Origin of the sequence: Propionicimonas sp. (genome assembly GCF_034927565.1) — a bacterium.
GTDB lineage: Bacteria > Actinomycetota > Actinomycetes > Propionibacteriales > Propionibacteriaceae > Propionicimonas.
This window is the reverse complement of the sequence record NZ_JAYFPT010000003.1, coordinates 18916-42921: the sequence shown is the minus strand read 5'-3', so window position 1 is coordinate 42921 and position 24006 is coordinate 18916. Positions and strand designations below refer to the sequence as shown.

25 protein-coding genes and 1 pseudogene are annotated in these 24006 nt (G+C 68.9%); 16 read left to right on the top strand and 10 right to left on the bottom strand.

Going from position 1 to position 24006, the window contains the following annotated elements; all coding sequences use genetic code 11:
* Positions 1 to 8: 8 nt before the first annotated feature.
* The 6 genes and pseudogenes from VB080_RS00865 to VB080_RS00840 all read right to left on the bottom strand — a co-directional run bounded on the left by VB080_RS00865 (position 9) and on the right by VB080_RS00840 (position 6400).
* Positions 9 to 383 (bottom strand): hypothetical protein, encoded by a 375-nt coding sequence (locus VB080_RS00865; RefSeq protein WP_323416522.1) that lies wholly within the window; start codon positions 381 to 383, stop codon positions 9 to 11.
* Positions 384 to 429: 46 nt separating this feature from the next.
* Complete coding sequence (locus tag VB080_RS00860; RefSeq protein ID WP_323416521.1) at positions 430 to 1194, bottom strand: EI24 domain-containing protein; 765 nt, start codon at positions 1192 to 1194, stop codon at positions 430 to 432.
* A gap of 48 nt (positions 1195 to 1242) precedes the next feature.
* Positions 1243 to 2133, bottom strand: coding sequence for a COX15/CtaA family protein (locus VB080_RS00855; RefSeq protein WP_323416520.1), 891 nt, complete (start codon positions 2131 to 2133; stop codon positions 1243 to 1245).
* Positions 2121 to 2882 (bottom strand): ABC transporter permease, encoded by a 762-nt coding sequence (locus tag VB080_RS00850; protein WP_323416519.1) that lies wholly within the window; start codon positions 2880 to 2882, stop codon positions 2121 to 2123. The genes VB080_RS00855 and VB080_RS00850 overlap by 13 nt, the downstream gene beginning before the upstream one ends.
* 131 nt (positions 2883 to 3013) lie before the next feature.
* A pseudogene (locus VB080_RS00845) lies at positions 3014 to 3718 on the bottom strand (ABC transporter ATP-binding protein); the annotation flags it as partial.
* Between the two features lie 111 nt (positions 3719 to 3829).
* Positions 3830 to 6400, bottom strand: a complete 2571-nt coding sequence (locus tag VB080_RS00840) for a sodium-translocating pyrophosphatase (RefSeq protein ID WP_323416518.1) — start codon at positions 6398 to 6400, stop codon at positions 3830 to 3832.
* A gap of 290 nt (positions 6401 to 6690) precedes the next feature.
* Between VB080_RS00840 and VB080_RS00835 the strand changes: the two genes are divergently transcribed.
* From VB080_RS00835 to VB080_RS00760, 16 genes are all read left to right on the top strand, one after another.
* Positions 6691 to 7332 (top strand): helix-turn-helix transcriptional regulator, encoded by a 642-nt coding sequence (locus VB080_RS00835; RefSeq protein ID WP_323416517.1) that lies wholly within the window; start codon positions 6691 to 6693, stop codon positions 7330 to 7332.
* Positions 7329 to 8771 carry a Fe-S cluster assembly protein SufB gene (gene sufB / locus VB080_RS00830; RefSeq protein WP_323416516.1) on the top strand — a complete coding sequence of 481 codons (1443 nt, stop codon included), beginning with the start codon at positions 7329 to 7331 and terminating at the stop codon, positions 8769 to 8771. The genes VB080_RS00835 and sufB overlap by 4 nt, the downstream gene beginning before the upstream one ends.
* Positions 8772 to 8809: 38 nt before the next feature.
* Positions 8810 to 9997, top strand: a complete 1188-nt coding sequence (gene sufD / locus VB080_RS00825) for a Fe-S cluster assembly protein SufD (protein WP_323416515.1) — start codon at positions 8810 to 8812, stop codon at positions 9995 to 9997.
* Positions 9994 to 10326 carry a non-heme iron oxygenase ferredoxin subunit gene (locus tag VB080_RS00820; protein ID WP_323416514.1) on the top strand — a complete coding sequence of 111 codons (333 nt, stop codon included), beginning with the start codon at positions 9994 to 9996 and terminating at the stop codon, positions 10324 to 10326. The genes sufD and VB080_RS00820 overlap by 4 nt, the downstream gene beginning before the upstream one ends.
* A gap of 5 nt (positions 10327 to 10331) precedes the next feature.
* Positions 10332 to 11099: a Fe-S cluster assembly ATPase SufC gene (gene sufC, locus VB080_RS00815; protein WP_323416513.1), complete on the top strand. Its 768-nt coding sequence runs from the start codon at positions 10332 to 10334 to the stop codon at positions 11097 to 11099.
* A gap of 4 nt (positions 11100 to 11103) precedes the next feature.
* Positions 11104 to 12357, top strand: coding sequence for a cysteine desulfurase (locus VB080_RS00810; RefSeq protein ID WP_323416607.1), 1254 nt, complete (start codon positions 11104 to 11106; stop codon positions 12355 to 12357).
* On the top strand, positions 12354 to 12812 hold the full coding sequence (sufU, locus tag VB080_RS00805; RefSeq protein ID WP_323416512.1) for a Fe-S cluster assembly sulfur transfer protein SufU: 459 nt from the start codon (positions 12354 to 12356) through the stop codon (positions 12810 to 12812). The genes VB080_RS00810 and sufU overlap by 4 nt, the downstream gene beginning before the upstream one ends.
* On the top strand, positions 12809 to 13183 hold the full coding sequence (locus VB080_RS00800; protein WP_323416511.1) for a metal-sulfur cluster assembly factor: 375 nt from the start codon (positions 12809 to 12811) through the stop codon (positions 13181 to 13183). The genes sufU and VB080_RS00800 overlap by 4 nt, the downstream gene beginning before the upstream one ends.
* Positions 13184 to 13274: 91 nt before the next feature.
* Positions 13275 to 14351: a S1C family serine protease gene (locus VB080_RS00795; protein WP_323416510.1), complete on the top strand. Its 1077-nt coding sequence runs from the start codon at positions 13275 to 13277 to the stop codon at positions 14349 to 14351.
* A 4-nt stretch (positions 14352 to 14355) separates the two neighbouring features.
* On the top strand, positions 14356 to 15327 hold the full coding sequence (locus VB080_RS00790) for a hypothetical protein (RefSeq protein WP_323416509.1): 972 nt from the start codon (positions 14356 to 14358) through the stop codon (positions 15325 to 15327).
* A gap of 41 nt (positions 15328 to 15368) precedes the next feature.
* Entirely contained in the window at positions 15369 to 16346 is a 978-nt protein-coding gene (locus tag VB080_RS00785; RefSeq protein WP_323416508.1) for an SPFH domain-containing protein, read from the top strand.
* 4 nt (positions 16347 to 16350) lie between these two features.
* Complete coding sequence (locus VB080_RS00780) at positions 16351 to 16593, top strand: hypothetical protein (RefSeq protein ID WP_323416507.1); 243 nt, start codon at positions 16351 to 16353, stop codon at positions 16591 to 16593.
* A 160-nt stretch (positions 16594 to 16753) separates the two neighbouring features.
* Positions 16754 to 17137 carry a hypothetical protein gene (locus tag VB080_RS00775; RefSeq protein ID WP_323416506.1) on the top strand — a complete coding sequence of 128 codons (384 nt, stop codon included), beginning with the start codon at positions 16754 to 16756 and terminating at the stop codon, positions 17135 to 17137.
* A gap of 61 nt (positions 17138 to 17198) precedes the next feature.
* Positions 17199 to 17594: a PLDc N-terminal domain-containing protein gene (locus VB080_RS00770; protein WP_323416505.1), complete on the top strand. Its 396-nt coding sequence runs from the start codon at positions 17199 to 17201 to the stop codon at positions 17592 to 17594.
* Positions 17595 to 17786: 192 nt separating this feature from the next.
* The gene (locus tag VB080_RS00765; RefSeq protein WP_323416504.1) at positions 17787 to 18926 is read left to right on the top strand and encodes an AI-2E family transporter; all 1140 of its coding nucleotides are present in this window, start codon (positions 17787 to 17789) and stop codon (positions 18924 to 18926) included.
* Between the two features lie 58 nt (positions 18927 to 18984).
* Positions 18985 to 20583 (top strand): ABC-F family ATP-binding cassette domain-containing protein, encoded by a 1599-nt coding sequence (locus tag VB080_RS00760; RefSeq protein WP_323416503.1) that lies wholly within the window; start codon positions 18985 to 18987, stop codon positions 20581 to 20583.
* 117 nt (positions 20584 to 20700) lie between these two features.
* Here the strand turns inward: VB080_RS00760 and VB080_RS00755 are convergent, their stop codons facing one another.
* From VB080_RS00755 to VB080_RS00740, 4 genes are read right to left on the bottom strand one after another with little or no spacing between them, the layout of a single operon-like run.
* On the bottom strand, positions 20701 to 21909 hold the full coding sequence (locus VB080_RS00755) for a M20 family metallopeptidase (RefSeq protein ID WP_323416502.1): 1209 nt from the start codon (positions 21907 to 21909) through the stop codon (positions 20701 to 20703).
* Between the two features lie 52 nt (positions 21910 to 21961).
* Positions 21962 to 22780 carry a putative RNA methyltransferase gene (locus VB080_RS00750; RefSeq protein ID WP_323416501.1) on the bottom strand — a complete coding sequence of 273 codons (819 nt, stop codon included), beginning with the start codon at positions 22778 to 22780 and terminating at the stop codon, positions 21962 to 21964.
* Positions 22777 to 23550: an SURF1 family protein gene (locus VB080_RS00745; protein WP_323416500.1), complete on the bottom strand. Its 774-nt coding sequence runs from the start codon at positions 23548 to 23550 to the stop codon at positions 22777 to 22779. Before VB080_RS00745 ends, VB080_RS00750 begins: the two co-directional genes overlap by 4 nt.
* Complete coding sequence (locus VB080_RS00740) at positions 23547 to 23870, bottom strand: DUF3099 domain-containing protein (protein WP_323416499.1); 324 nt, start codon at positions 23868 to 23870, stop codon at positions 23547 to 23549. Before VB080_RS00740 ends, VB080_RS00745 begins: the two co-directional genes overlap by 4 nt.
* Positions 23871 to 24006 lie beyond the last annotated feature (136 nt).

Sequence of the window (24006 nt, the reverse complement as noted above, 5' to 3'; positions counted from 1 at the left end):
GGTGATCCTCAGCGCAGGTTCCGCCGGTACAGCCAGACCAGCACCGTCCCCGCGCCCATCACCGCCAGGATCACCAGCGCCACAGCCTCTGGCACGCTGCCGGCGAAGGCGGCCTGGGCCAACGCGATCAGGGCGAACGGCAGCCCGCCGACCAGCAGCACCAGCAGGATGACCGCCAGCGCCACCGTCGACCAGTGCCGGACGGGCCGCACCGCTGCGACGGGCTGGACGGGGTAGGACAGCTCGTCCGGAAGCGGCCCGACGAGTTCGACCTCGGCCGCCGCGGGATCGGGAACTTCAGCCTCGAGTTCCGGATCGGGCGGCACCAGGATCGGCTTCCTGGCAGGTACCGGTCCCATCGGTTGCTGGTCGAACAACGACATGGCGTCCTCCTCGGGCCGCGGGACGATGCCTGCCCGCGTCTCGATCCTAGAACGTGCCGCTCGGGCTGTTGCCGGAACCCTGCCTGCCGGCGGCGAGCGCCCGTCCGGCCCGGGTACCCGCCGAGGCGGCCGCCGGCATCACCAGCACGGCGCCGAGCGGGATCAGGAACAGCAGTTGGACGATCAGGCCGAAGCCGAGCAGCCGCCCCGGGCGGGCCAGCCACAGCCGCAGCCGGGCGTGTCGGTCGTAGCCGCGGCGCTCCAGCGAGTTCACGGTCAGGCCGGCGGCCAGCGCCCAGCTGGAACCGACGAAGCCCACCAGGGTCGCGAGCCCGCCCCCCACGCCCGGCAGCAGGCTCACAGCCGCGGCGCCGATGCCGATGATCAGCCCGAGGCCGGCCATGGACAGCGTGTCCACCAGCCAGGTCGGGCCGCCGGGGGAGTGGTCCGGCACTGGGCCACCCAGCAATTCGTCGGTGGCCAGCGAGATCTTGCCGTAGAACGGATCACCCACGGCGAGCGTGATCGCGGTGTAGGTGACGGCGAAGGTGACCACCAGCGCCGCCACCAGGCCGGCGTCGATCGCGAACCGCAGGATCCCAGACAGCCAGCCCGGCCAATCCTCGGCGAACCCGGTCCACCCCGGCACCAGCGAGATCAGCCAGCTACCCAGCCAGAACAGCAGGCCGCCCCAGACCAGTAGCACACCCAGCGCGGGCAGCAGCGCCGTGGTCATCAGCCGACGGTGCGAGCGCCACAGCCCGAGACCGGCGAGAAGGTCGGTGATCCCGGCGAAGAAATCCTTGAGCACCCGGCCAACGGTACTGGCAGGCAGGTGCAGCGGGCACAGCCGGGTGCGTCAGCCGGCGGGAGCCGGGGCCAGACGGCAGCAGAACAGCAGGTTGGCCACTGCGGCGGTGAACAGTGCCACTCCGACCATGTGGCAGGCGACCAGGGCAGGAGGGTTGCCAAGGAAGTACTGGGCGTAGCCGATCGCCCCCTGCAACAGTGAGATGCCGAAGACGATGTGACTGGCGCGGTAGACCGCCGGGGCTCGCCCGCCGCGGGTCAGGACCAGCAGCAGCACCAGGCCGGCGAGGGTGACCCAGACGCTGCCGGCGTGCACTTTTGCGACCGTTTCCAGGGCCAGCCCGTTGCGTTCGGCGCCACCGTCCCCGCTGTTCGGGCCGGCCCCGGTGACCACGGTGCCGAGCACCACGACCAGCACGCCGAGGGTGAACACCAACCGGACCAGCCAGCCGACAACCGGGGTCACCGCGAGCGGTTCGCGATCGTAGGCCCGACTCACCAGGGCCACGCAGACGACGATGATCGCCAGCGAGTCCAGCAGGTGCAGCGAGACCACCCACGGATTGAGCCGGGACAGCACCGACAGCCCGCCGATCACCGCCTGGGCGGGAATGCCGATGCCCGCCACGAAGGCCAGGATCCGCAGGTCGCGGCGTGGCTTTCCCGCGGCGTCACGCGCCTTCCAGGCTGCGACGAAGGTGGCGATGGCGATGGCGATCAGGACGAAGGTCAGCGTCCGGTTGCCGAACTCGATGAACTGGTGGGCCCCGGCCTCGGAGTGCGGGACGTAGGAGCCGGCCTCGCACTGGGGCCAGGTGTCACAGCCGAGCCCTGAGGCGGTGACCCGCACCAGCCCGCCGGTGAACACCAGCACCAGGTTGGCGACCAGGGAGGCCACCGTCCAGCGGCGCAGCGACGTGGGCGACTTCACGAGGTCCATCGGAACACCTTACGGGCTAGTGCCAGGCCGACGACCGCCCAGACTGCGAGGACGGCCAGCGGCAACGGGTCGAGACCGCCGTCAGCCCAGGTCCGCAGGGCGTTGGCGAGGGCCGTGGTCGGCAGCAGGTCGACCACGGGTCGCAGCCACGCGGGGAACTGGGCCGACGGGACCAGGACGCCGAGCGCCGCACCGGCCAGGTAGACCAGGTTGGACAGCGCCAGGGTGAGTTCGGCGCTCAGGCTGCCGGCCAGGGCGAGCGCGAGGGCAGCGAAGCTCAGCAGGGCCAGCGGGACCGCCACCACCACGACCAGGGTCTGACCGACGCTGGGCCGTGGCGCCCAGCCGGTCACCAGGGCGGTCACGGCCAGGACCGCCGCCTGGCCGAGCGCCAGCAGGGTCACCGACACCGCTTTGCCGAGCAGCAGGTCGACCCGCCGCAGCGGGGTGGCGACCAGGCGCTCCAGGACGCCGTAGCGGCGTTCGAAACCGGTTGCCACCGCCAGCGTGGTGAAGCCGGTGGACCACAGGCCGAGGGCGATCACCGACGCGGCGAAGGCCTCGCGCGGAATCCCCAGCCGATCGCCGGCAGCGGCCCGGGCGATCAGCAGCCCGAGTGGGATCACCAGGGCCAGCAGCAGCTGTTCGCCATTGCGGACGATCAGCTTCGCCTCCATCAGGGCATGCCGCCACACCCGCAGCCGGCGGGGTGCTGTGGTTCCGGCGGGGGCGAGGTCGAGGGCGGTCACCGGGCGTCCCCGCCGTTTCGTGCTGTCGGCTCGCTGCGGCCGCCGGTCGGCTCGGGGGGTACCGCGCTACCGGAGCTCCGCTGCCGGGCCGACGCCCCGGTCGGGGTGGCCGGCGCCAGGGTCTGCGCCGGGCTGGTCAGGCGCAGGAACAGCTCTTCCAGGCTGCCCTGGACGGTCAGCTCTGGCACCGTCCCGGCCGCCACCACCCGTCCGGCGTCCAGCAGCACCACCTGGTCGGCGAGCTGCTCGGCTTCGTCCATGGCGTGGGTGGTCAGGACGACGGCGACGCCAGCCTCGCGCAGTTGTGCGATCAGCGCCCACACCGCCCGGCGGGCGTGCGGGTCGAGGCCGGCGGTGGGCTCGTCCAGGAAGACCAGGGCGGGGCGACCGATGATCGCGCCGGCGAGGTTGACCAGCTGCTGCTGGCCGCCGGACAGTCGTCGGTAGGGCGTGGCGGCGAACGGGGCAATGCCCAGCGACTCGATCAGCCTCTCGGGTGGCAGCGGATCGGAGTAGAGGCTGGCGAGGTACCGCAGCAACTCGCCGGGACGCACCCCTGACCAGGCCCCGGTGGCCTGCGGCATCAGGCCCACCCGGTCGTTGGCGCCGGGAGAGCCTGCCGGGACCCCCAGTACCGAGATCGAGCCGGCGGCGGGGACCAGCAGCCCGGTGCAGCAGCGCACCAGGGTGGTCTTGCCAGCACCGTTGGGGCCCAGCACGGCTGTCACCTCACCCGTTGCCGCGGTCAGGCTCAGCCCGTCCAGTGCCACGTGATCGCCGAACCGAAGCGATACCCCCTGGAGGATGAGTGCTGTCGGGTCGGTCACGCCGGTCAGTCTATTCAGACCGGCGGCTCCCGTTGTCACACCATCCGCCGATCGGGGCACAACGCCGGTGCCCGGCTCCCTTGCGGGAACCGGGCACCGGCGTTGGTCAGAACCTGCGGCTCAGGCGTTGCTGGCCGGGGACGCGATGGCGTCTTCGGTGGTCGGGGCGAGCTCAGGCCCGGACTTGGTGTCCAGAGCCTTGAAGTCGTCCTTGGTCAGCATCGGGGCATCGATCCGCATCTGGTAGAAGGAACGCCACACCATGTAGATGCTGGCCAGCCCGAAGACCACCGCGAGGACCGCGTTGATCGCCGGGTTGCCGATGATGAGCGAGAGCTCGATCGCCAGCATGCCGAACAGGGTGGTGAACTTGATGACCGGGTTCAGGGCCACCGAGCTGGTGTCCTTGAACGGGTCGCCCACGGTGTCGCCCACGATCGAGGCGTCGTGCAGGTCGGTGCCCTTGGCCTGCAGGTCGACCTCGACGATCTTCTTCGCGTTGTCCCAGGCGCCACCGGCGTTGGCCATGAAGATGGCCTGGTAGAGCCCGAAGATGGCGATCGAGATCAGGTAGCCGATGAAGAAGTACGGCTCCACGAAGGCGAACGCCAAGGTGGCGAAGAAGATGCCCAGGAAGATGTTGAACATCCCCTTCTGGGCGTACTGGGTGCAGATCTCCACGACCCGGCGAGAGTCCTTGACAGAAGCCTTCTCGGAGGACTCCAGGTTGATGTTCTGCTTGATGAACTCCACCGCCCTGAAGGAGCCGGTGGTGACGGCCTGGGTGGAGGCACCGGTGAACCAGTAGATGATCGCGCCACCGGTGATCAGGCCCAGCAGGAACGGCACGTGCAGCAGCGAGAGGTTCTCGATGCCGGTGGTGAGCTCGCTGGTCAGGCCCATGATGATGGAGAAGATCATCGTGGTGGCACCCACCGCGGCGGTACCGATCAGCACCGGCTTGGCGGTCGCCTTGAAGGTGTTGCCGGCACCGTCGTTGGCTTCGAGCAGGTACTTGGCCCGTTCGAAGTTCGCGGTGATGCCGAAGTCCTTCTGCAGTTCTTCCTCGATGTCCGGAATCTGCTCGATCTGCGACAGCTCGTAGACGCTCTGGGCGTTGTCGGTGACCGGGCCGTAGGAGTCGACCGCGATCGTGACCGGGCCCATGCCGAGGAAGCCGAAGGCGACCAGGCCGAGGGCGAAGACACCCGGGGCCAGCATGATGTCGCCCGGGATCAGGGTGGAGACGCCGTAGGCGCCGGCCATCAGGGCGACGATCGCGATGCCCAGCCAGTAGGCGGAGAAGTTCCCCGCCACCAGGCCGGAGAGGATGTCGAGCGAGGCCCCACCCTCCTTGGCCGACTTCACGACCTCCTGGGTGTGCTTGGCCTTGACACCGGTGAACACCTTGACCAACTCGGGGATGATCGCGCCGGCCAGGGTTCCGAAGGAGATGATCAGCGCGAGCTGCCACCACAGGTTCGGCTGACCGGGGATGTCGGACATCAACCAGGCGGAGATGCCGAAGGTGAGTGCGATCGAGACGATCGAGGTGAGCCAGACCAGCGAGGTCAGCGGGGTCTCGAACTCCATCTCGTCGGCATCACCGAACTTCGACTTGGCCCACAGGCTGTTGCCGAAATAGGACAGCGCCGAGGCGACCAACATGATGGCGCGGATGAAGAAGATCCACACCAGGAAGTGGGCCTGCAGACCGTCCTGCACACCGAGCAGGATGAAGGTGATCAGCGCGACGCCGGTGACGCCGTAGGTCTCGAAACCGTCGGCGGACGGGCCGACAGAGTCGCCGGCATTGTCACCGGTGCAGTCGGCGATGGTGCCCGGGTTGCGCGGGTCGTCCTCGCCGATCTTGAAGACGATCTTCATCAGGTCGGAGCCGATGTCGGCGATCTTGGTGAAGATGCCACCGGCGATCCGCAGTGCGGAGGCGCCCAGCGACTCGCCGATCGCGAAGCCCAGGAAGCAGGCGGTGGCGATGTCGGCCGGCAGGAACAGCATGATCGCGAGCATCATGATGAGCTCGGTGGAGATCAGCACCATGCCGACGCTCATGCCCGAGCGCATCGGGATGTTGTAGACGTCGAAGGGCTTGCCCCGCAGCGCGGCGTGGGAGGTGCGGGAGTTCGCGAAGGTGTTCAGCCGGATGCCGTACCAGGCGATGGCGTAGGAGCCGGCCATGCCGATGATCGCGAACAGCAGGACGATGACCACCCGTCCCCAGCCGCCCGTGGTGTTCAGGAAGCCGAAGTAGACGAAGATCACCGCGCCGATGAAGGCGAACAGCATCAGCAGGAACCTGCCCTGCTGCAGCAGGTAGGCCTTGCAGGTCTCGTAGATCAGCTCGGAGACCTCGCGCATCGCGGTGTGCACCGGCAGGTTCTTCAGCTTCATGTAGCTGATCAGGCCGAAGGCAAAACCTGCCAGGCAGATCAGCAGGCCGATGACGAGCAGCCAGCCGCCGTTGACCCCACCGACGGTGGAGCCCCAGATATCGGGCAGGGGCAGGTCGAACTCGCTGGTGTGCCCGGTGTGCGAGGGTTCTCCCGTCCCGCCGGCGCAGCCGGTCAGGGTGAGAGCGGCCAGGCCAAGGGTGCCCAGCAGTGCGGACCGGACCCGACGATGGGCGCGGTGAGGTGAGGAGTGTGCATCAGGCGATGCGGCGGTAGTCACAAGCGTTCCTTAGGACAACGGCTTCTGTTTTGGCGGACGGGGCGACCAAGTCGGTTGAGCTTTGACAAGGCCACTTTCGCCCATGGCAGCCTACGACGCAGCGTCGTACTTTTCACACCATCTTCAAAAGATGAGCCGAAATCGCTCGATGGGTGGGCAGTCGGCTTGAGTGGCAGCCAGAATATGGACAGAATGGTGTTGTGAAAAATGCTCCTGGTGTGATCGAGACCCCGCTCGGGGAACCGGTGGATCCAGGCCAGACAGAATCCGACGCCTCTACCCGTGAGCGAGTGTCGCGATCGATCCTTCAGTACGGCCCGTCCACCGCCAACGAGTTGGCCAAGCGGCTCAACCTGACGCCGGCGGCGATCCGCCGGCACCTCACGGTGCTGATCGACTTGGGCCACCTCACCTCCCGCGAGCAGCGGGTCTACGGCCATCGCGGCCGGGGACGGCCGGCGCGGGTCTTTGCCCTCACCGACGCAGGTCGCGCGGAGTTCTTCCAGGCCTACGACGAACTCGCCATCCATGCACTGAGCTACCTGCAGCAGGTCGCCGGCGAGGAGGCCGTGCAGGAGTTCGCCCGCCAGGTGGTGGCCGGTGTCGAGCACCGGTTCGATGCCATCCGGGGGGAATACTCCTCGCGCACCGAAGCGTTGGTAGAGGCGTTGACCGCCAAGGGCTTCGTTGCGTCCCTGCAACCCGTTGCCAGCGGTGTTCAACTGTGTCAGTACCATTGCCCGGTGGCCCATGTGGCGGCCGAGTTCCCGGAGCTGTGTGAGGCCGAGACCCGTGCCTTCTCACAGATGCTGGATTCCCACGTGCAGCGGCTCGCCACCATCGCTCACGGGGACGGGGTGTGCACCACCCACGTCCCCAAGCCGGTGCATCCGCCCACGCAATCGACAGACGAAGGAAAGGCAGTTCGATGACATCGACAGCCCCGACCGCACCCGGCCTGGGTGCCACCCAGGAAGAGCACCTGCAGGCGCTGGGTCACTACCAGTACGGCTGGCATGACAACGACGCCGCAGGCGCCAACGCCCGGCGCGGCCTGACCGAGGACGTCGTGCGCAACATCTCGGCGATGAAGAACGAACCGGAGTGGATGCTGCAGACCAGGCTGAAGGCGCTGCGGCTGTTCGACCGCAAGCCGATGCCGGTGTGGGGTGCCGACCTGTCCGATATCGACTTCGACACCATCAAGTACTACGTGAAGGCCACCGAGAAGCAGGCCAACTCCTGGGACGACCTGCCCGACGACATCAAGCGCACCTACGACCGCCTGGGCATCCCCGAGGCGGAGAAGATGCGGCTGGTGGCCGGCGTCGCCGCCCAGTACGAGTCCGAAGTCGTCTACCACAAGATTAACGAGGAACTGGAGCGCCAGGGCGTGATCTTCCTGGACACCGACTCGGGTCTGCGGGAGTATCCGGAGATCTTCGAGGAGTACTTCGCCTCGGTGATCCCGGTCGGCGACAACAAGCTGGCCGCGCTGAACAGCGCGGTGTGGTCCGGGGGCTCGTTCATCTACGTCCCCAAGGGCGTGCACGTCTCGATCCCGCTACAGGCCTACTTCCGGATCAACACCGAGAACATGGGCCAGTTCGAGCGCACGCTGATCATCGCCGACGAGGACTCCTACGTCCACTACGTCGAGGGCTGCACGGCACCGATCTACTCCACCGATTCCCTCCACGCGGCGGTGGTGGAGATCATCGTGAAGAAGAACGCCCGCGTCCGGTACACCACGATCCAGAACTGGTCGACCAATGTGTACAACCTGGTCACCAAGCGCGCCACCTGTGAGGAGGGCGCCACCATGGAGTGGATCGACGGCAACATCGGCTCCAAGGTCTCCATGAAGTACCCGGCCGTCTACCTGCTGGGCGAGCACGCCCGTGGCGAGACCCTGTCGATCGCCTTCGCCGGCGAGGGCCAGCACCAGGACACCGGCTCCAAGATGGTGCACGCCGCGCCGCACACCTCGTCCTCCATCATCTCCAAGTCGGTCGCCCGCGGCGGCGGACGGGCCTCCTACCGGGGCCTGGTTCAGGTGCAGGAGGGCGCCCATCACTCCGCCAGTTCGGTGAAGTGTGACGCCCTGCTGGTCGACACCGTGTCGCGCTCGGACACCTACCCTTACGTCGACGTCCGTGAGGACGATGTCGCGATGGCTCACGAGGCGACCGTCTCGAAGGTGAGCGACGACCAGCTCTTCTACCTGATGAGTCGCGGCATGGGCGAGGACGAGGCAATGGCCATGATCGTCCGCGGCTTCATCGAGCCGATCGCCCGGGAGCTCCCGATGGAGTACGCCCTGGAGCTCAACCGGTTAATCGAGTTGCAGATGGAAGGGGCCGTGGGCTGACGCCCCGGCAGGCTACGAAGGCTGACAAGACAAGAGGAATGACTGTGACTGCTGTGCCCAATGTGGCAGGGGCGATCGAAACCGTGGCCTCCCACCTTCATCCGGTGGCCTCCTTCGACCTGGCGGACCATCCGGTCCCCACCGGCCGGGAGGAGGTGTGGCGGTTCACCCCGCTGAAGCGACTGCGCGGCCTGCTGGAGGGCAAGCCGAGCCAGCGCCACCTGGGCTGGGAGACCGAGCTTCCCCAGGGCGTGACCGTCGGCGAACTCACCGCCGACCAGGTCCGTGACCTCGACGTGCTGGCCCCGGTCGACCGCCCCAGTGCGCTGGCGGCGAACCTCGCCGGAGGCGCAGTGAAGGTCGAGGTTCCGGCCGGTCTGGAGGCCGACGGCCCGGTGGTGGTGCGGCTGCACGGGGAAGACCGCGACGCGTTGGTCTACGGCCAGCTGGTCTTCGCCGTCGGTGCGCACGCCTCGGTCACGATCGTGCTGCGGCACACCGGTTCCGCGCGCTACGCGGCCAGCGTCTCCGTCCTGGTGGGCGAGGGCGCCACGGTGAACTTCGTCTCCATCCAGGACTGGGACGACGACGCCGTGCACGCCGGTCACGTCGGGCTGAAGATCGGCCGTGACGCCCACGTCCGCACCGTCTCGGCCAGCCTCGGCGGCGACCTGATCCGACTGGTGGAGACCGCCGAGTACGACGGCCCCGGCGGCGAGTTGGAGCAGTTCGGCCTCTACTTCGTCGACGCTGGCCAGCACATCGAGCACCGGCTGTTCGTCGACCACAATGCCCCCAACACCGTCTCCAACGTCGACTACCGTGGCGCCCTGCAGGGCGTTGGCGCCCACTCGGTGTGGGTGGGCGACGTGCTGATCCGCCCGGTCGCCGAGGGCATCAAGACCTACGAGTCGAACAAGAACCTGGTGCTCACCGACGGCTGCCGGGCCGACTCGGTGCCGAACCTGGAGATCGAGACCGGCGAGATCCAGGGCGCCGGACACTCGTCCACGACCGGCCGGTTCGACGACGAGCAGTTGTTCTACCTGCGCAGCCGCGGCATCCCCGAGGAGGAGGCCCGCCGGCTGGTGGTGCACGGCTTCTTCGCTGACATCATCCGGCGGATCGGTGTCCCCGAGGTGGAGTCCGGGCTGCTGCGCACCATCGAGCGCGAACTCGAACTCACCATCGGTGCTCCCGAGCACGCCGAGAAGGTGCCCGCATGACCTTTGTGCGTGCCTGCGCACTCGCCGAGGTGCCGGTCGGGACGGCGGCGCCCGTCGTCCTGGGTGACACCGAGATCGCTGTGGTGAACACTGACGGCGGCGTCTACGCGATCCTCGACTGCTGCTCGCACGGCGAGGTCCCGCTCAGCGAGGGCGAGGTCGAGGGCAGCACGATCGAGTGCTACATGCACGGCTCCCGGTTCGACCTGCGCACCGGAAACCCGCTGGAACTGCCGGCGGTGGTTCCCGTCCCTGTCTACCCGGTGCGGGTGGACGCCGGCGACATCCTCATTGACCCTGACAACCCGATCCAGACCCAGGAGCAGTAACGCCCATGTCCTCACTGACCATCACCGACCTGCACGCCGAGGTCGAGACCGAGAACGGTCCCAAGGAGATCCTCAAGGGGGTCAACCTGACCGTGAAGTCCGGCGAAGTGCACGCGATCATGGGACCGAACGGTTCGGGTAAGTCCACGCTGGCCTACTCCCTGGCCGGCCACCCGAAGTACCACATCACCTCGGGCTCGGTCACCCTCGACGGCGTCGAACTCACCGCGCTGACCGTGGACCAGCGCGCCAAGGCCGGGCTCTTCCTGGCCATGCAGTACCCGGTCGAGGTGCCCGGGGTGTCGGTCGCCAACTTCCTGCGCACCGCCCGCACCGCGCTGTCCGGCGAAGCGCCGAAGGTGCGCACCTGGGTGAAGGAGGTCAACGATGCGATGGACCAGCTCGGCCTGGACTCCAGCTTCGCCTCCCGCTCGCTGAACGAGGGCTTCTCCGGTGGCGAGAAGAAGCGCAACGAGATCGTGCAACTCGAACTGCTGAACCCGAAGTTTGCGGTGCTGGACGAGACCGACTCCGGCCTGGACATCGACGCGCTGCGGATCGTCTCCGAGGGCGTCAACCGGTACACCGCGAACGGCGACCGGGGTGTGCTGCTGATCACCCACTACACCCGCATCCTGAACTACATCAAGCCCGACTTCGTCCACGTCTTCGTGGACGGCCGCGTGGCCGAGGAGGGCGGCCCCGAGCTGGCCGACAGCCTGGAGATCGAGGGCTACGACAGGTTCGTCAAGGCCGTGAAGGCTGATGCCTGAGGCAGTGGCACTCGACGTCGCCACCCTGCGCGACGACTTCCCCATCCTCGCCCGCAGGGTGGGGGAGTATCCGCTGGCCTACCTCGACTCCGCGAACACCTCGCAGAAGCCTCGCCAGGTGGTCGATGCGGTGGCAACGCACTACCTGGCACACAACGCCAACGTGGCCCGGGCGATGCACGTCCTGGGAGCGGAGGCCACCGAGGCCTTCGAGGACGCCCGGGCGAAGCTGGCAGGGTTCATCGGCGCGGCGAGCCCCGACGAGGTGGTGTTCACCAAGAATGCCTCCGAGGCCCTGAACCTGGCCGCCCACACGCTGGGCGCCGGGCTGGGGCCGGACGACGAGATCGTCGTCTCGGTGATGGAGCACCACTCGAACCTCGTCCCCTGGCAACTGCTCGCGCAACGCACCGGGGCAACGCTGCGCTGGTTTGACATCACCGACGACGGTCGGCTCGACCTCGACCGGGCGCGGGCCGAGGGCCTGATCAACGAGCGGACGCGGATCGTCTCGCTCGCCTGGGTCTCCAATGTGCTCGGCACGGTGAACCCGGTCGGCGAGGTGGCGGCGCTGGCCCACGCGGTCGGCGCGACGATGGTGGTCGACGGCTCCCAGGGGGTGCCGCAACTGCCCACCTCGGTCACCGGCCTGGGAGCCGACCTGCTGGCCTTCACCGGTCACAAGATGCTCGGCCCGACTGGCATCGGCGTGCTCTGGGGACGCTACGAGCTGCTGGCCTCGCTGCCGCCCTTCCTGGGAGGCGGCGAGATGATCGAGGTGGTCACCATGACCGGCTCGACCTACGCCCCGCCGCCGCGCCGGTTCGAGGCCGGGACGCCGCCGATCGCCCAGGCGGTGGGCCTGGGGGCAGCGGTCGACTACCTCGCTGGCCTCGGGATGGACGCGGTGGCCGCCCACGAGCGCGAGCTCACCGGCTACGCGCTGGAGCGGCTGCTGGCGATCGAGGGGTTGCGGATTCTCGGGCCGACCGAGGCGCTGGACCGCGGCGGAGCGCTGGCCTTCACCCTGGCCACCCGGGACGGGCTGGACATCCACCCGCATGACGTCATGCAATTGCTGGACAGCCGGGGGGTCGCCGTCCGCGGCGGCCACCACTGCGCCCGTCCGCTGCACGAGCGGCTCGGCATCCAGGCGTCCACCCGGGCGTCGGTGTACCTGTACACCCTGCCGTCCGAGATCGATGCGCTGGCCGACGGGCTGATCTACGTCCGCACTTTCTTCGAGGGGCACCGATGAGCGTCGAAGCGATGTACCAGGAGATCATCCTGGAGCACTACCGGGAGAAGCACCACAGCGGCCTGCGGGAGCCTTTCGGTGCCCAGGTCCACCACGTGAACCCGACCTGTGGCGACGAGGTCACCCTCCGGGTCACCCTCGACGGAGATCTGGTGACAGACGTGTCGTACGAGGGCGTGGGCTGCTCGATCTCGCAGGCGTCCACCTCGGTGATGTCCGACCTGGTGATCGGCCGCAGCGTCACCGACGCCCTTGCCCTGCATGAGGAGTTCACCGAGCTGATGCACAGCCGCGGTGAGATCGAACCTGACGAGGAGACCCTGGAGGACGCGATCGCGTTCGCCGGCGTCGCCAAGTTCCCAGCCCGGGTGAAGTGCGCCCTGCTGGGCTGGTCGGCCTTCAAGGACGCCGTGGCGCAGGCCGCCGCCGGCGTGGATCTCAAGGAGCAGTCATGAGTGACACCGTTCGTCCGTCCGATCTGGTTCAGGACACCTTCCCCGACGAGGTGACCACCAAGCGGGCCAGCGAGGACGAGATTCTCGAGGCGATGCTGGACGTGGTCGACCCCGAGTTGATGGTCAACGTTGTCGACCTCGGCCTGGTCTACGGGGTGACCGTCGACGACAAGAACGTCGCCACCATCGACATGACCCTCACCTCGCCGACCTGTCCGCTGACCGACCGGCTGGAGTACGACACCCAGCTCGCGCTGGAAGGGCTGGTCAGCGGGGTGGCGATCAACTGGGTGTGGCTGCCGCCGTGGACTCTCGACCGGATCACCGACGAGGGACGCGAGCAGCTCCGCTCCATCGGATACAACCTCTAGGCTGTCGTGCCGGCGGCGCTCGCCCTACGCTGAGCCTGTGACCGACCCCACCAGGGCGAGTACGCCCGGCCCCGATGATGCTGTTCCAGCAGTGCCTGAGCCCCCTGCCGCTACTGCGGGAGCGCTCGGACCCAGGCCGGCCTGGCCGGCCCTGATCGGCATCGCCGTGGCGATCGCGCTGGTCGCCGGCGGCCTGGGCGCACTCGCCGGGCTCAGGCTCGCTCCTGCGTCTGGTTCCTGCGATACCCAGGCCCTGGCAGCACGAGCACTCCCGGCGGTGGTCACCGTCTTCGTGGACGGTCCCTCCGGCGGCGGTTCGGGCAGCGGCTCGATCATCACCCCGGACGGCCTGATCGTCACCAACGACCACGTGATCGCCGACGCCGTCCCCTCCGGCAGCATCCAGGTGCTGCTCAACAACGGCGAACAGGTGCCCGCCACACTGGTCGGGACCGACGAGATGACCGACCTTGCCGTGCTGAAGATCGATCACGGCACCCTGCCCACGCTGACCATCGCCCCGGAGGAGCCGCTCCAGGTCGGCCAGCCGATCGTCGCGCTCGGTGCGCCGCTGGGGCTGTCGGGGACGGTGACGGCCGGCATCGTCAGCGCCCTGAACCGCAGCATCCCGGTGCCCAAGGCGAGCGGTGGCACCACCGTCCTCACCGGTGCGGTGCAGACCGACGCCGCCATCAACCCGGGTAACTCCGGCGGGCCGCTGGTCACCTGCACGGGCCTGCAGATCGGGGTCAACACCGCGATCTCCACCGTTCCGAACGCGGACGGTGTGGGTGGTGGTGGCAGCGTGGGTATCGGCTGGGCGGTCCCGGCGTCGACTACCCGGCACATCGTCGACCAGTTGGTCGCCAACGGGCGGGCAACCCACCCGTGGATCGGCGCGGACACGGCCGAGGTCTCGCCGCAGGCGGCAGCTGCCTTCGGCACCTCAGCCGGGCTGTTCGTGCAGGCGGTCACGGCTGACGGCCCGGCCGCGCAGGCCGGCCTGGTAGCCGGGGACATCATCACCACCATCCGCGGCGAGGCGGCGACCAGCGTCTCGCTCGCGTGGGTGCTGGTCACAGCCGATGTCGGTGCCGAGGTCCCGGTCAGCTACGTCCGGGACGGGAATCGGCAGGACGCCACGATCACCCTGGCAGAACAGCCGTGACGATGTGACCCGGCCCACGACCCCGATCGCGCGGTGGCGTGCCCCCGTTGCCGCAGTCCTGGTCGTGCTGGGGCTGCTGCTCGCTCCGGTGGCAGTCGGCTCGCAGTACGCCCGCACGATCCTGACCGACACCGACAGCTTCGTCGCCGCCTTCGCCCCGCTGGCCGACGACCCGGGCGTCCAGGACGCCGTGACCCGGGGGGTGGTCGAGGCGGTGGCCACCCGGGTCGACCTCGCCGCCGTCGCCGACTCGCTGATCGACGATCTGGTCTCGCAGGGCGCCTCGCGCCCGACCACGGCTGCGCTGCGGCTGCTGAAGCTCACCGCGCTGCAGGCCCTGCGCGGGGTGGTGACCTCGGCCGTCGACCAGGTGGTGACCTCGTCCAGCTTCGCCGACGTCTGGCGGGCCAGCCTGCGGGCCAGCCACGCCACCCTCAACGCCACGCTGCGGGGTGACCCGGCAGCGGTGGTGAGCCTGAACGATGACGCCGTCGCGCTCGAACTCGGTCCCGTCCTGCAGCAGGTTCGTAGCCGGCTGGTCGGCCAGGGCGTTCCCTTCGCCCACCTGATCCCTGCCGATGCCCAGGTCTTTGTGCCGCTCGCCGAGGTGCAGGGCCTGGGCCGGCTGCCTGCTCTCTACCGCGCCGTCGACATCCTGGGGGTGTGGCTACCGGTCGCGTCCGCGGTGCTGCTGGTCGCGGGCATCGCCGTCGCCGGGCAGCGGTTGCGCTGGCTGGTGTGGACGGGCGCCGCGCTCGCCGTCCTGATGGCGTTGCTCGGAGCGGTCCTCGCGGTCGGGCGGTCGGCACTGCAGGCCACCGGGGTGGCCGGCGGCGAAGCGCTTGATGCCTTCTACGGCGCAGCCATCCGGCAGGTGGTGGTGCCGGTGACCTGGATCGGCGTGCTCGCGTTGCTGGTCGCGGTCGGTGCCTGGCTGGCAGGGCGTGGACGGGGAACCCCAGACGAGATAATGTGATATCACTTAGATATCAAATTTCTCCGTGAGAGGTGACGCAGATGTCCAGCGAGAACGTTGAGGGAAGACTGACAGACGACGCTGTCGGCGCAGCGCCCGCCGGTGTCCCGGTGGGGCACGCCGGTGCGAGAGTCGACATCGAGGAGAGCAAGGCCTGGACGGCCAACGGGCTGTATTCCGTGCTGCTGTGCTTCCTGCTGTTCGCCGCCGCGGTCTGGCTGTTCGTGCTGGCCGGGAACGCCGACGCCGCCGGCCGGGACGCAACCGCCTTCGGCGTCAGCGGCGTGGTGGTGCTGCTGGTGGGCATCGTCGCGGCGACGGCGATCACCGTCGTGAGCCCGGGCGATACCCGCGTCCTGCAGTTCTTCGGGCGCTACACCGGCACCGTACGCACGCCCGGCCTGTCGATGATCAGACCGTTCACGCTCGGGAAACGGGTCTCGGTGAAGGTTCGCAATTTCGAGACCAACGAGCTGAAGGTCAATGATGCGGACGGCAACCCGATCAACATCGCCGCGATCATCGTCTGGCAGGTCGCCGACACCGCCAAGGCCGTGTTCGCGGTCGAGAACTACACCGAGTTCGTCGAGACCCAGTCCGAGGCTGCGCTCCGCCACGTCGCATCGTCTCATCCCTACGACAATGCCGGCCCGGGTGAGGAGTCGCTGCGCGGCTCGACCGACGTGGTTGCTGCCGAGTTGGCAAAGGAAGTTGCCGAACGGATCACGATCGCCGGCCTGGAAGTCGTCGAGACCCGGATCTCGAGTCTCGCCTACGCGCCGGAGATCGCCCACGCCATGCTGCAGCGGCAGCAGGCGTCGGCAGTCATCGCGGCTCGCGAGAAGATCGTCGAAGGTGCGGTGAGCATGGTCGAGGGGGCGCTGCGCCAACTTGAGGCGGACGATGTGGTCGCTCTGGACGAGGAGCGCAAGGCCGCTATGGTGTCAAACCTGTTGGTCGTGCTGTGCGGTTCGTCCCAGGCGACACCTGTGGTGAACACCGGGACGCTGTACGCCTGAGGCCATGGCGGAGAACGCGGACGAGGTGGCAGCCGACCGGGTTGGACGCAAGCCGGTGCTGCTTCGACTCGACCCGGCCGTCCACGCCGCCCTGGCACGCTGGGCGGCCGACGACCTGCGCTCGTTGAACGCGCACATCGACATGCTGCTGCGCCAGGCACTCAAGGCCGCCGGCCGCAACCCCACCGACGCCGGTCCGTCACCAAAGCGGGGCCGCCCGGCGAAAGGGCCGACCGCCGCAGAGTGACCGGGGGTGGGGCTGCGGCGGCCTGCCGGGATGCTCGCCGCGCACCGGTGCCGTTTCTGCTGTCGATCGGCGTGAGATTTACATTGCGCTGGCGCGGCCTCACCCCTAGGCTCAGCTGAGCCGTATTGGCTCTCTCTTCAGCCGTCGAAAGGCGGTCACCATGATCAAGCTCCTCACCCGGGCTGCCGTCTTCCTTGCGACAGCGGCTATCGGCGTCCTCGCCGCCTGGCTCGTCCTGCCCGGGTTCGTGATCTCGGCTTCGGGCTTCATTGTCGGGATCGTTGTGTTCGCCCTGCTGCAACTGCTGTTCGGGGCGATCGTCGCAGCGGTTGCCAAGAAGTGGGCGCCGTCCTGGATCAGCCTGGTCGGTCTGGTCTCGACCTTCCTCGCGCTGCTGGTCGCTACCCTGCTCCCCGGCGGCATCGCCATTTCCGGCGGAATCGGCAGCTGGGTGCTCGCGACCCTCATCGTGTGGTTGATCACCGCGCTCGCCGGATGGCTGCTTCTGAAGTACCTGGCGAGAGACACAGCACGGTCCGCCTGACAACCATCAAGCCGGCAGCGCCGGCCCGACTGCGCCCGTGCGGGCGCGGAAAGGAGCAATCATGCTCGATTTCCTCTCCAACATCTGGAACATCCTGTGGTGGTTCCTGACCGCGTTCGTGTTCATCGCCTACCTGATGGCACTGTTCTCGATCATCGGCGACCTCGTCCGTGACCGCGAGCTGAACGGCATTGCGAAAGCTGTCTGGCTGCTCTTCCTGATCTTCCTGCCCTTCCTGACAGCGCTGGTCTACCTGATCGTCCGCGGCAAGGGGATGGGGGAGCGGCAGTCTGCGCAGGCGGCCGCGACCAAGGCGGCGACCGACGACTACGTCCGCTCGGTCGCCGGGACCGGCCCTGCGTCCGAGATCGCCCAGGCCAAGCAGCTGCTGGACGGGGGCGCGATCACCGCCGAGGAGTTCGCGGCGCTGAAGGCCGCGGCGCTGGCCAAGGCCTAACCCGCCCCGAGCCGCGATCAGCGGTGGCGGCCCACAGCCCCGCACACGTCCCGCGCCGTCAGTCGGATCGGTCGTGGCGGGGCTGTCCCGCACCGCTACGCTCGTGCCGTGAACAACCTTTCGGCAACCCCGCAGCGAGCGCCTCGGCACCGCCTCCTGGTTAACCTGGGCCACCCGTTCCGATGGGGTTTCATGGCCGCTGCCGGGGCGCTGGTCGCCTACGCCCTCGCGATGGTGCTGGGGTCGCTCACCACCGTCCTGGTCTCGCTCGGCGTGGCAGTGTTCCTGGCGCTTGCGCTCGATCCGCTGGTGCGCTGGCTGGAACGCCGGGGGCTGTCGCGTGGGCTGGCGATCGGCATCGTCTTCGCCGGGTTCGCGGTGGTCTTCGGCGGGCTGATCGCCATCGTCCTGCCGACGGCGATCGACCAGGTGGTGGGGTTCGCCCAGGCGGTGCCGGGCTGGATCGAGGGCATCCAGCAGTCCGACTGGTTCAACAACCTGTTGGCGTTGATGGGGACCGAGGACGCGGTCAGCCGGGTGATCGACGAGGTGCGCTCCTATATCTCCAACCCGGACAACCTGCTGGCCTTGGGCGGTGGGGCACTGGCGGTCGGCAGCGGGGTGGCGTCCGGCCTGACTGGCGTGGGAATGACGTTCATCCTCACGCTGTACTTCCTGGCCACGCTGCGCTCGATCCGCTCCGGTCTGGGACGGCTGCTGCCGGCCTACTCCCGTCCGGTGCTCGGCGAGGTCGCCGACCAGATCGTCGTCTCGGTCGGCAGCTATGTGATGGGCATGCTGATCCTGGCGGCCTGCAATGCCGTGTTCGCCTTCATCCTGCTGACCGTCCTCGGTGTCGACTTCGCCGTCCTGTTGGCCGTGCTGGCGCTGTTCATCACGATGATCCCGATGATCGGCTCGGTGCTGTTCCTGATCATCGCCGGCGTGGTGGCGCTGCTCGGCTCACCGGTGACCGGCCTGATCTTCGTGGTTGCCTACTTCGGCTACATGCAGATCGAGGCCTACATCATGAGTCCCCGGCTGATGAACCGGCAGGTGTCGGTGCCCGGTTCGCTCTCGATCATCGCCGCCATGGTCGGTGCTGCCCTGCTGGGCCTGCTGGGCGCCCTGGTGGCAGTGCCGGTGGCAGCCGCCGTCCTGCTGGTGCTGCAGCGGTTCGTGATCCCGCAGCAGAACGCGAGAACGGAAGCTCCCCGGGACAGCGGCTTCGACTGGACCCGGAAAGCGGAGGGGAGCGACGAACCCGGTGCCGGGACTGAGGCCGACGACGTCGCAGTGGTGACCGGGGAAGCCGCAGGACCCGGCGAGTAACCCGCGTTGCCCGCTCCCGGTTTGGTCGGTGCCCGCCCGGCTGGGAAGATGGTTGATCGTGCTGGTCGCGCGAGAGGTCGAGGTACGGGCAGGGGCCCGGCTGTTGCTGTCCCCAGTGAGCTTCCAGGTGGCGGCAGGGGACAAGATCGGTCTGGTCGGACGCAATGGTGCCGGAAAGACCACGCTGACCCGCATTCTGGCGGGCGAGTCGCTGCCTGCCGCCGGTCAGGTCACCCGCTCGGGACAGCTCGGCTACCTGCCGCAGGACCCGCGCACCGGTGACCTCGACCAGTTGGCGAAGGACCGAATCCTGTCCGCCCGGGGGCTGGACCAGATCCTGCGGCGGCTGCAGCGCTACACGATCGCGATGGCGGAGACCGCCGGTGAGGAGCAGGAGGCCGCGATGGCGTCCTATGCCCGCGCCGAGGCCGAACTCGCCGCTGCCGGTGGCTACGCTGCCGAGTCGGAGGCTGCCCGGATCGCCGCGAACCTGGGTCTGCCCGACCGGGTGCTCGGCCAGCAGTTGCGGACGCTGTCCGGCGGCCAGCGCCGCCGGGTCGAGTTGGCCCGCATCCTGTTCTCCGGGGCCGACACCATGCTGTTGGACGAGCCCACCAACCACTTGGACGCCGATTCGATCGTCTGGCTGCGGGGCTTCCTGTCCACCTACTCCGGCGGGCTGATCGTGATCTCCCACGATGTCGGGCTGCTGGAGGCGACGGTCACCAAGGTCTTCCACCTGGACGCCAACCGCGCCGAACTCGACATCTACGCGATGGACTGGAAGCGCTACCTGTTGCAGCGCGAGACCGACGAGAAGCGCCGCAAGCGGGAGCGCGCCAACGCCGAGCGCAAGGCTGAGGCGCTGCTCGCCCAGGCCGACAAGATGCGCGCCAAGGCCACCAAAGCGGTCGCCGCCCAGAACATGGCCAAGCGGGCGGAGAAGCTGCTCGCCGGGCTGGAGGAGCAGCGGGTGGCCGACAAGGTGGCGAAGATCCGGCTACCCAAGCCGGCGCCCAGCGGCAAGACCCCGCTGACCGCGTCCGAGTTGTCGAAGACCTACGGCTCGCTGGAGGTCTTCACCGACGTCGACCTGGCGATCGACCGCGGCTCGAAGGTGGTCGTGCTGGGGCTGAACGGCGCCGGCAAGACCACCCTGTTGCGGATCCTCGCCGGCCTGGAGCCGCCCGACACCGGCAAGGTCGCCCCGGGCCACGGGCTCAAGCTCGGCTACTACGCCCAGGAACACGAGACCCTGGACGTGTCGCGGACGGTGCTGGAGAACATGGTGACCGCTTCGCCGGAGCTCAACGAGACCGAGGTGCGCAAGATCCTGGGCTCCTTCCTGTTCACCGGCGACGACGTCGACAAGCCCGCCCGGGTGCTCTCCGGCGGGGAGAAGACCCGGCTGGCGCTGGCCATGCTGGTGGTGTCGGCGGCCAATGTCCTGTTGCTGGACGAGCCGACCAACAACCTTGACCCGGCCTCCCGGCGCGAGGTGCTGCAGGCAATCCACGACTACGCCGGCGCGGTCATCCTGGTCACCCACGACGAGGGGGCTGTCGAAGCCCTCACCCCCGACCGGGTGCTGCTGCTGCCGGACGGGGTGGAGGACCTCTGGAACCCCGACTACGCCGATCTGGTGTCGCTGGCCTGAGTGGTCACCGTCGTCGCGGGCCTGATCCCGTCTCGTGTCGGCCGCCGAAACCGGTTCCGGAATCCCCGCGGAGGGGAATATTCCCTCGCCTGACCATGGGCGACGTGATGCTGCGCGCTACAGCGCACCCGCAAGTTGTGCCCCGCCGACATAACCTGCCGCGAAGGCCAGCGCCGAGCGCCGCACGGCGTCCTCGCCGGGCAGGTAGCGGGGATGGTGCAGACCCACCTCGTAGCGGCTGTCGGGAGTGGTGCCCGGCCCGGTGCCGACGAAGGTCATCAGGCTGGGCGCCACCTTCGCGTAGTGCGAGAAGTCGTCCGCGCCGAGCGACCGGAAGGGTTCGTGGGCCAGCAGCATGCCGCTGCCGGCCAGCAGCGGATCGACGAGTTGCACGAGCCGGGCGTCGTTGGCGAGCACCGGGTCGCCGGTGATGATCCGGACCTCCGCGCGGGCGCCGCGGGCCCGGGCGGTGTGGTCGGCGAGCCGCTTGATCGCCGCGTGCAGGTGCTGCTGGTCGTCGTCATGCATGGTGCGAATGATGCCGTGCAGCGAGCCGCTGGCCGGGATGATGTTGTGGGTGGCGCCGGCCTGCACCTCGCCCACGGTGATCAGGGCGGGCCGGATCGGGTCGATGGTCCGCCCGATCAGTTCCTGCAGGCCGAGGATGATCGCCGCCAGCACCGGGATCGGGTCGATGGTGATGTGGGGGTAGGCGCCGTGCCCGGGCTGGCCGTGGACGGTGATGTCGAACTCGTCGGCGGCCGCGTTCACCCCGCCGGTGCCGGTGCTGACCACCCCGGCGGGCACCCGCGGCTGGACATGCACGCCGATCATTGCGCGGACGTCGTGGTCGGCCAGGACGCCGGAGGCCACCACGTCCTCGCCGCCGGAGGGCTGGATCTCCTCCCGGGGCTGGAAGATCGACACCAGGCCGGCCGGGAGGTCGAGCCGACTCGCTGCGCGCTGCAGCGCCCAGGCCGCCGCCAGGTGGACATCGTGGCCGCAGGCATGCATGGCGCCATTGCTGGCAGCCCAGTCCACCCCGGTCTGCTCGACCACCGGCAGGGCGTCGAGTTCGGCCCGCAGCCCCACGGACGGGCCCCCGTCCGGCCCCGTCCTGACCAGGAAGCCGGTACCGGCGATCCGGGTGGGCTCCAGCTCGGGCATCGCCCGCCGGAGCCGGTCGGCGGTGGGCTGCTCGGCCCCGCCGAGATCAGGATGCTGATGCAACGCGCGGCGCAGCAGAAGCGCCTGCGGCAGCACCTCGTCGATGCCTGCGGTGAGCTTCGCCAGCAACACCGCGGCCTCAGGGCTTGGCCAGGTCATGCGGCCCATTCTTCACCCAACCCCGCCGCCGGGCCGGGATGCGTCCGCCCGGTCAGCGCAGGTCGCCGGCCGGTGGCAGCGGTTCGAAGACGTAGAGCGTGACGTCGAGTTGGTCGGCGATGACACCCTCGGGCACGGGCGGATGATGGAAGGCGTTGGGTCCCATCGCCACCACATCGCCGGCCAGCTCGGCCGGCAGTTCGACGGAGTGCAGCAGCCGGGAGGTCACCGTCCGCTCGAAGAACTCGGAGGTCGAGGCGAGCAACCGTTCCTGCTTGTCGGCCTCGATTCCCAGCAGGCCGTAGCGGGCCCGCAGCCCCGCCAGGTGGCCGGGGTTCGGCGCCAGCACCACCAGCCGTCCGCCGGGGGCGAGGATGCGGGCGAACTCGGCCAGATTCCGCGGCGCGAACACGCACAGCACCTCGTCCACGCAGTGGTCGAGCAGCGGCAGCCGTCCCCAGACATCGGCGACCACTGCGGCAATCCGCTGATCAGCCTTGGCCGCAACCTTCGCGGCTGCCGTCGAGATGTCCAACGCCACCCCGCAGCGGGACGGGTCCTCGCCGAGCGCACCACGCAGGTACTGCGCCGTACCCGATCCCACCTCGAGGACGCGAGGCGCCCGCCGGCTGTGTTCGGCGACCAGGTTCAGGATCCGGTCGAAAGCTCCCGAGGACAGCACCCGGCGACGGGCAGCGACCATCGCTGGAGTATCGGCATGCTTCGGCTGCGGCCCGCCGAGCAGGTTGAGATAGCCCTGCCGGGCGATGTCGAAATTGTGCCCGCGCGGACAGGCCACGCGGTCGCCGACCGTCAGCCTGCCGCCGCAGTGCGGGCAGGCGAGCAGGCCGTCGGCCGCCTGGAGCGTCATGCCGCCTGCTTCTTCGGCCGTTTGCCCTTCAGGTCCGAGCGGATCAGGATCACCAGGCCGATCGCGGCAATCCCGCTGAAGGTGAACCACTGGATGGCGTAGGAGAAGTGGTTGCCCTCGGTCAGCTCCGGGGGCTGGATCGGTTCCAGCCCGGTCTCGGCGGCCGGGGCCAGTTCGAGCACAGTGACGTAACCGTCGAGCAGCGGGTAGGGCACCACCTGGCCGATCCCCACCGAACTCACCAGCCGGACGGTGCCCTCGCTGGGCACGATGGCGTTCTGCGGGCCGTCGTCGTTCCGCCGGACGTAGCCCACGACGGTCACCTCGCCTAGCGGAGGCTGCGGAGCCGCGTCCGGGAAGTCCTCCCCGGCAGGACGGGCGACGAACCCGCGGTCGACCAGCACCTGCTGGCCGTCGGTGGTGTGCAGCGGGGTGACGACCTCGTAGCCCTGCTGACCTGCGTTGGACCGGTAGCGCACGATCCAGGAGAAGGCGGCGTCGAACGTGCCGCTGACTCGTACCCGCTGCCACTGGTCGGCCTCGGTGATCACCGGCCCGAAGACCTCGGTGTAGTCACGGACGGGGGCATCCTCGTGGGACAGCACGGTCTGGTTGCGTCCCCGGCGCTGGTCGAGCCGGTCGAGTTGCCAGAACCCGAGGTTGACGAACGCCGTGATCAACCCCGCGACGGCCAGGGCGAGGACCAACCAGCGCAGCCAGACCCTGCCGGTCGGCCGGCTCCCGATCGGTTGGGACAGCGGGTTCCTCACTCGTCGTCCACCACCGAACCCGGCAGGGTGCCGGGACTGGTCAGTGCCGGCCGGTCGCCGGTCGCGGCGGGCGGCTGCGGCGGGTTCGCGCGCAGGTCGATCGCGTTGGCCAGCATCACGGCAATGGCCGGCAGGACGGCTGCGGCGACCAGCAGTAGCAGGTTCCACGGCAGTGGGGTGAAACAGGCCGCGAGGAAGCAGGCGACCCGGGCGGCCATCGTCCACAGGTAGCGGGTGCGGCGGGCATTGGTGTCGAGCGACCTGCTGACCCGCGCGGTGGTGATCACCGGTGCGTCGTGGTGCCTGTCAGTGCTCCTCACAGTGCCAGTCTAGGCACCTGGCCATTGCCGGGATCCGCTCAGCCCCGGCGCAGGCAGATGCCGAATCCGGTTCGAGACTGCCGATCGAGGGGGATCTTCCCTCCAGCTGCGGTCTGCAACCGGATTTGGCGCGGCG

Coding starts and splice junctions, on each gene's coding strand:
- VB080_RS00865 (WP_323416522.1), bottom strand. CDS start 383: ATGTCGTTGTTCGACCAGCAACCGATGGGACCGGTACCTGCCAGGAAG.
- VB080_RS00855 (WP_323416520.1), bottom strand. CDS start 2,133: ATGGACCTCGTGAAGTCGCCCACGTCGCTGCGCCGCTGGACGGTGGCC.
- sufB (WP_323416516.1), top strand. CDS start 7,329: ATGACATCGACAGCCCCGACCGCACCCGGCCTGGGTGCCACCCAGGAA.
- sufD (WP_323416515.1), top strand. CDS start 8,810: ATGACTGTGACTGCTGTGCCCAATGTGGCAGGGGCGATCGAAACCGTG.
- VB080_RS00820 (WP_323416514.1), top strand. CDS start 9,994: ATGACCTTTGTGCGTGCCTGCGCACTCGCCGAGGTGCCGGTCGGGACG.
- sufC (WP_323416513.1), top strand. CDS start 10,332: ATGTCCTCACTGACCATCACCGACCTGCACGCCGAGGTCGAGACCGAG.
- sufU (WP_323416512.1), top strand. CDS start 12,354: ATGAGCGTCGAAGCGATGTACCAGGAGATCATCCTGGAGCACTACCGG.
- VB080_RS00800 (WP_323416511.1), top strand. CDS start 12,809: ATGAGTGACACCGTTCGTCCGTCCGATCTGGTTCAGGACACCTTCCCC.
- VB080_RS00785 (WP_323416508.1), top strand. CDS start 15,369: ATGTCCAGCGAGAACGTTGAGGGAAGACTGACAGACGACGCTGTCGGC.
- VB080_RS00780 (WP_323416507.1), top strand. CDS start 16,351: ATGGCGGAGAACGCGGACGAGGTGGCAGCCGACCGGGTTGGACGCAAG.
- VB080_RS00775 (WP_323416506.1), top strand. CDS start 16,754: ATGATCAAGCTCCTCACCCGGGCTGCCGTCTTCCTTGCGACAGCGGCT.
- VB080_RS00770 (WP_323416505.1), top strand. CDS start 17,199: ATGCTCGATTTCCTCTCCAACATCTGGAACATCCTGTGGTGGTTCCTG.
- VB080_RS00765 (WP_323416504.1), top strand. CDS start 17,787: ATGGCCGCTGCCGGGGCGCTGGTCGCCTACGCCCTCGCGATGGTGCTG.
- VB080_RS00755 (WP_323416502.1), bottom strand. CDS start 21,909: ATGACCTGGCCAAGCCCTGAGGCCGCGGTGTTGCTGGCGAAGCTCACC.
- VB080_RS00750 (WP_323416501.1), bottom strand. CDS start 22,780: ATGACGCTCCAGGCGGCCGACGGCCTGCTCGCCTGCCCGCACTGCGGC.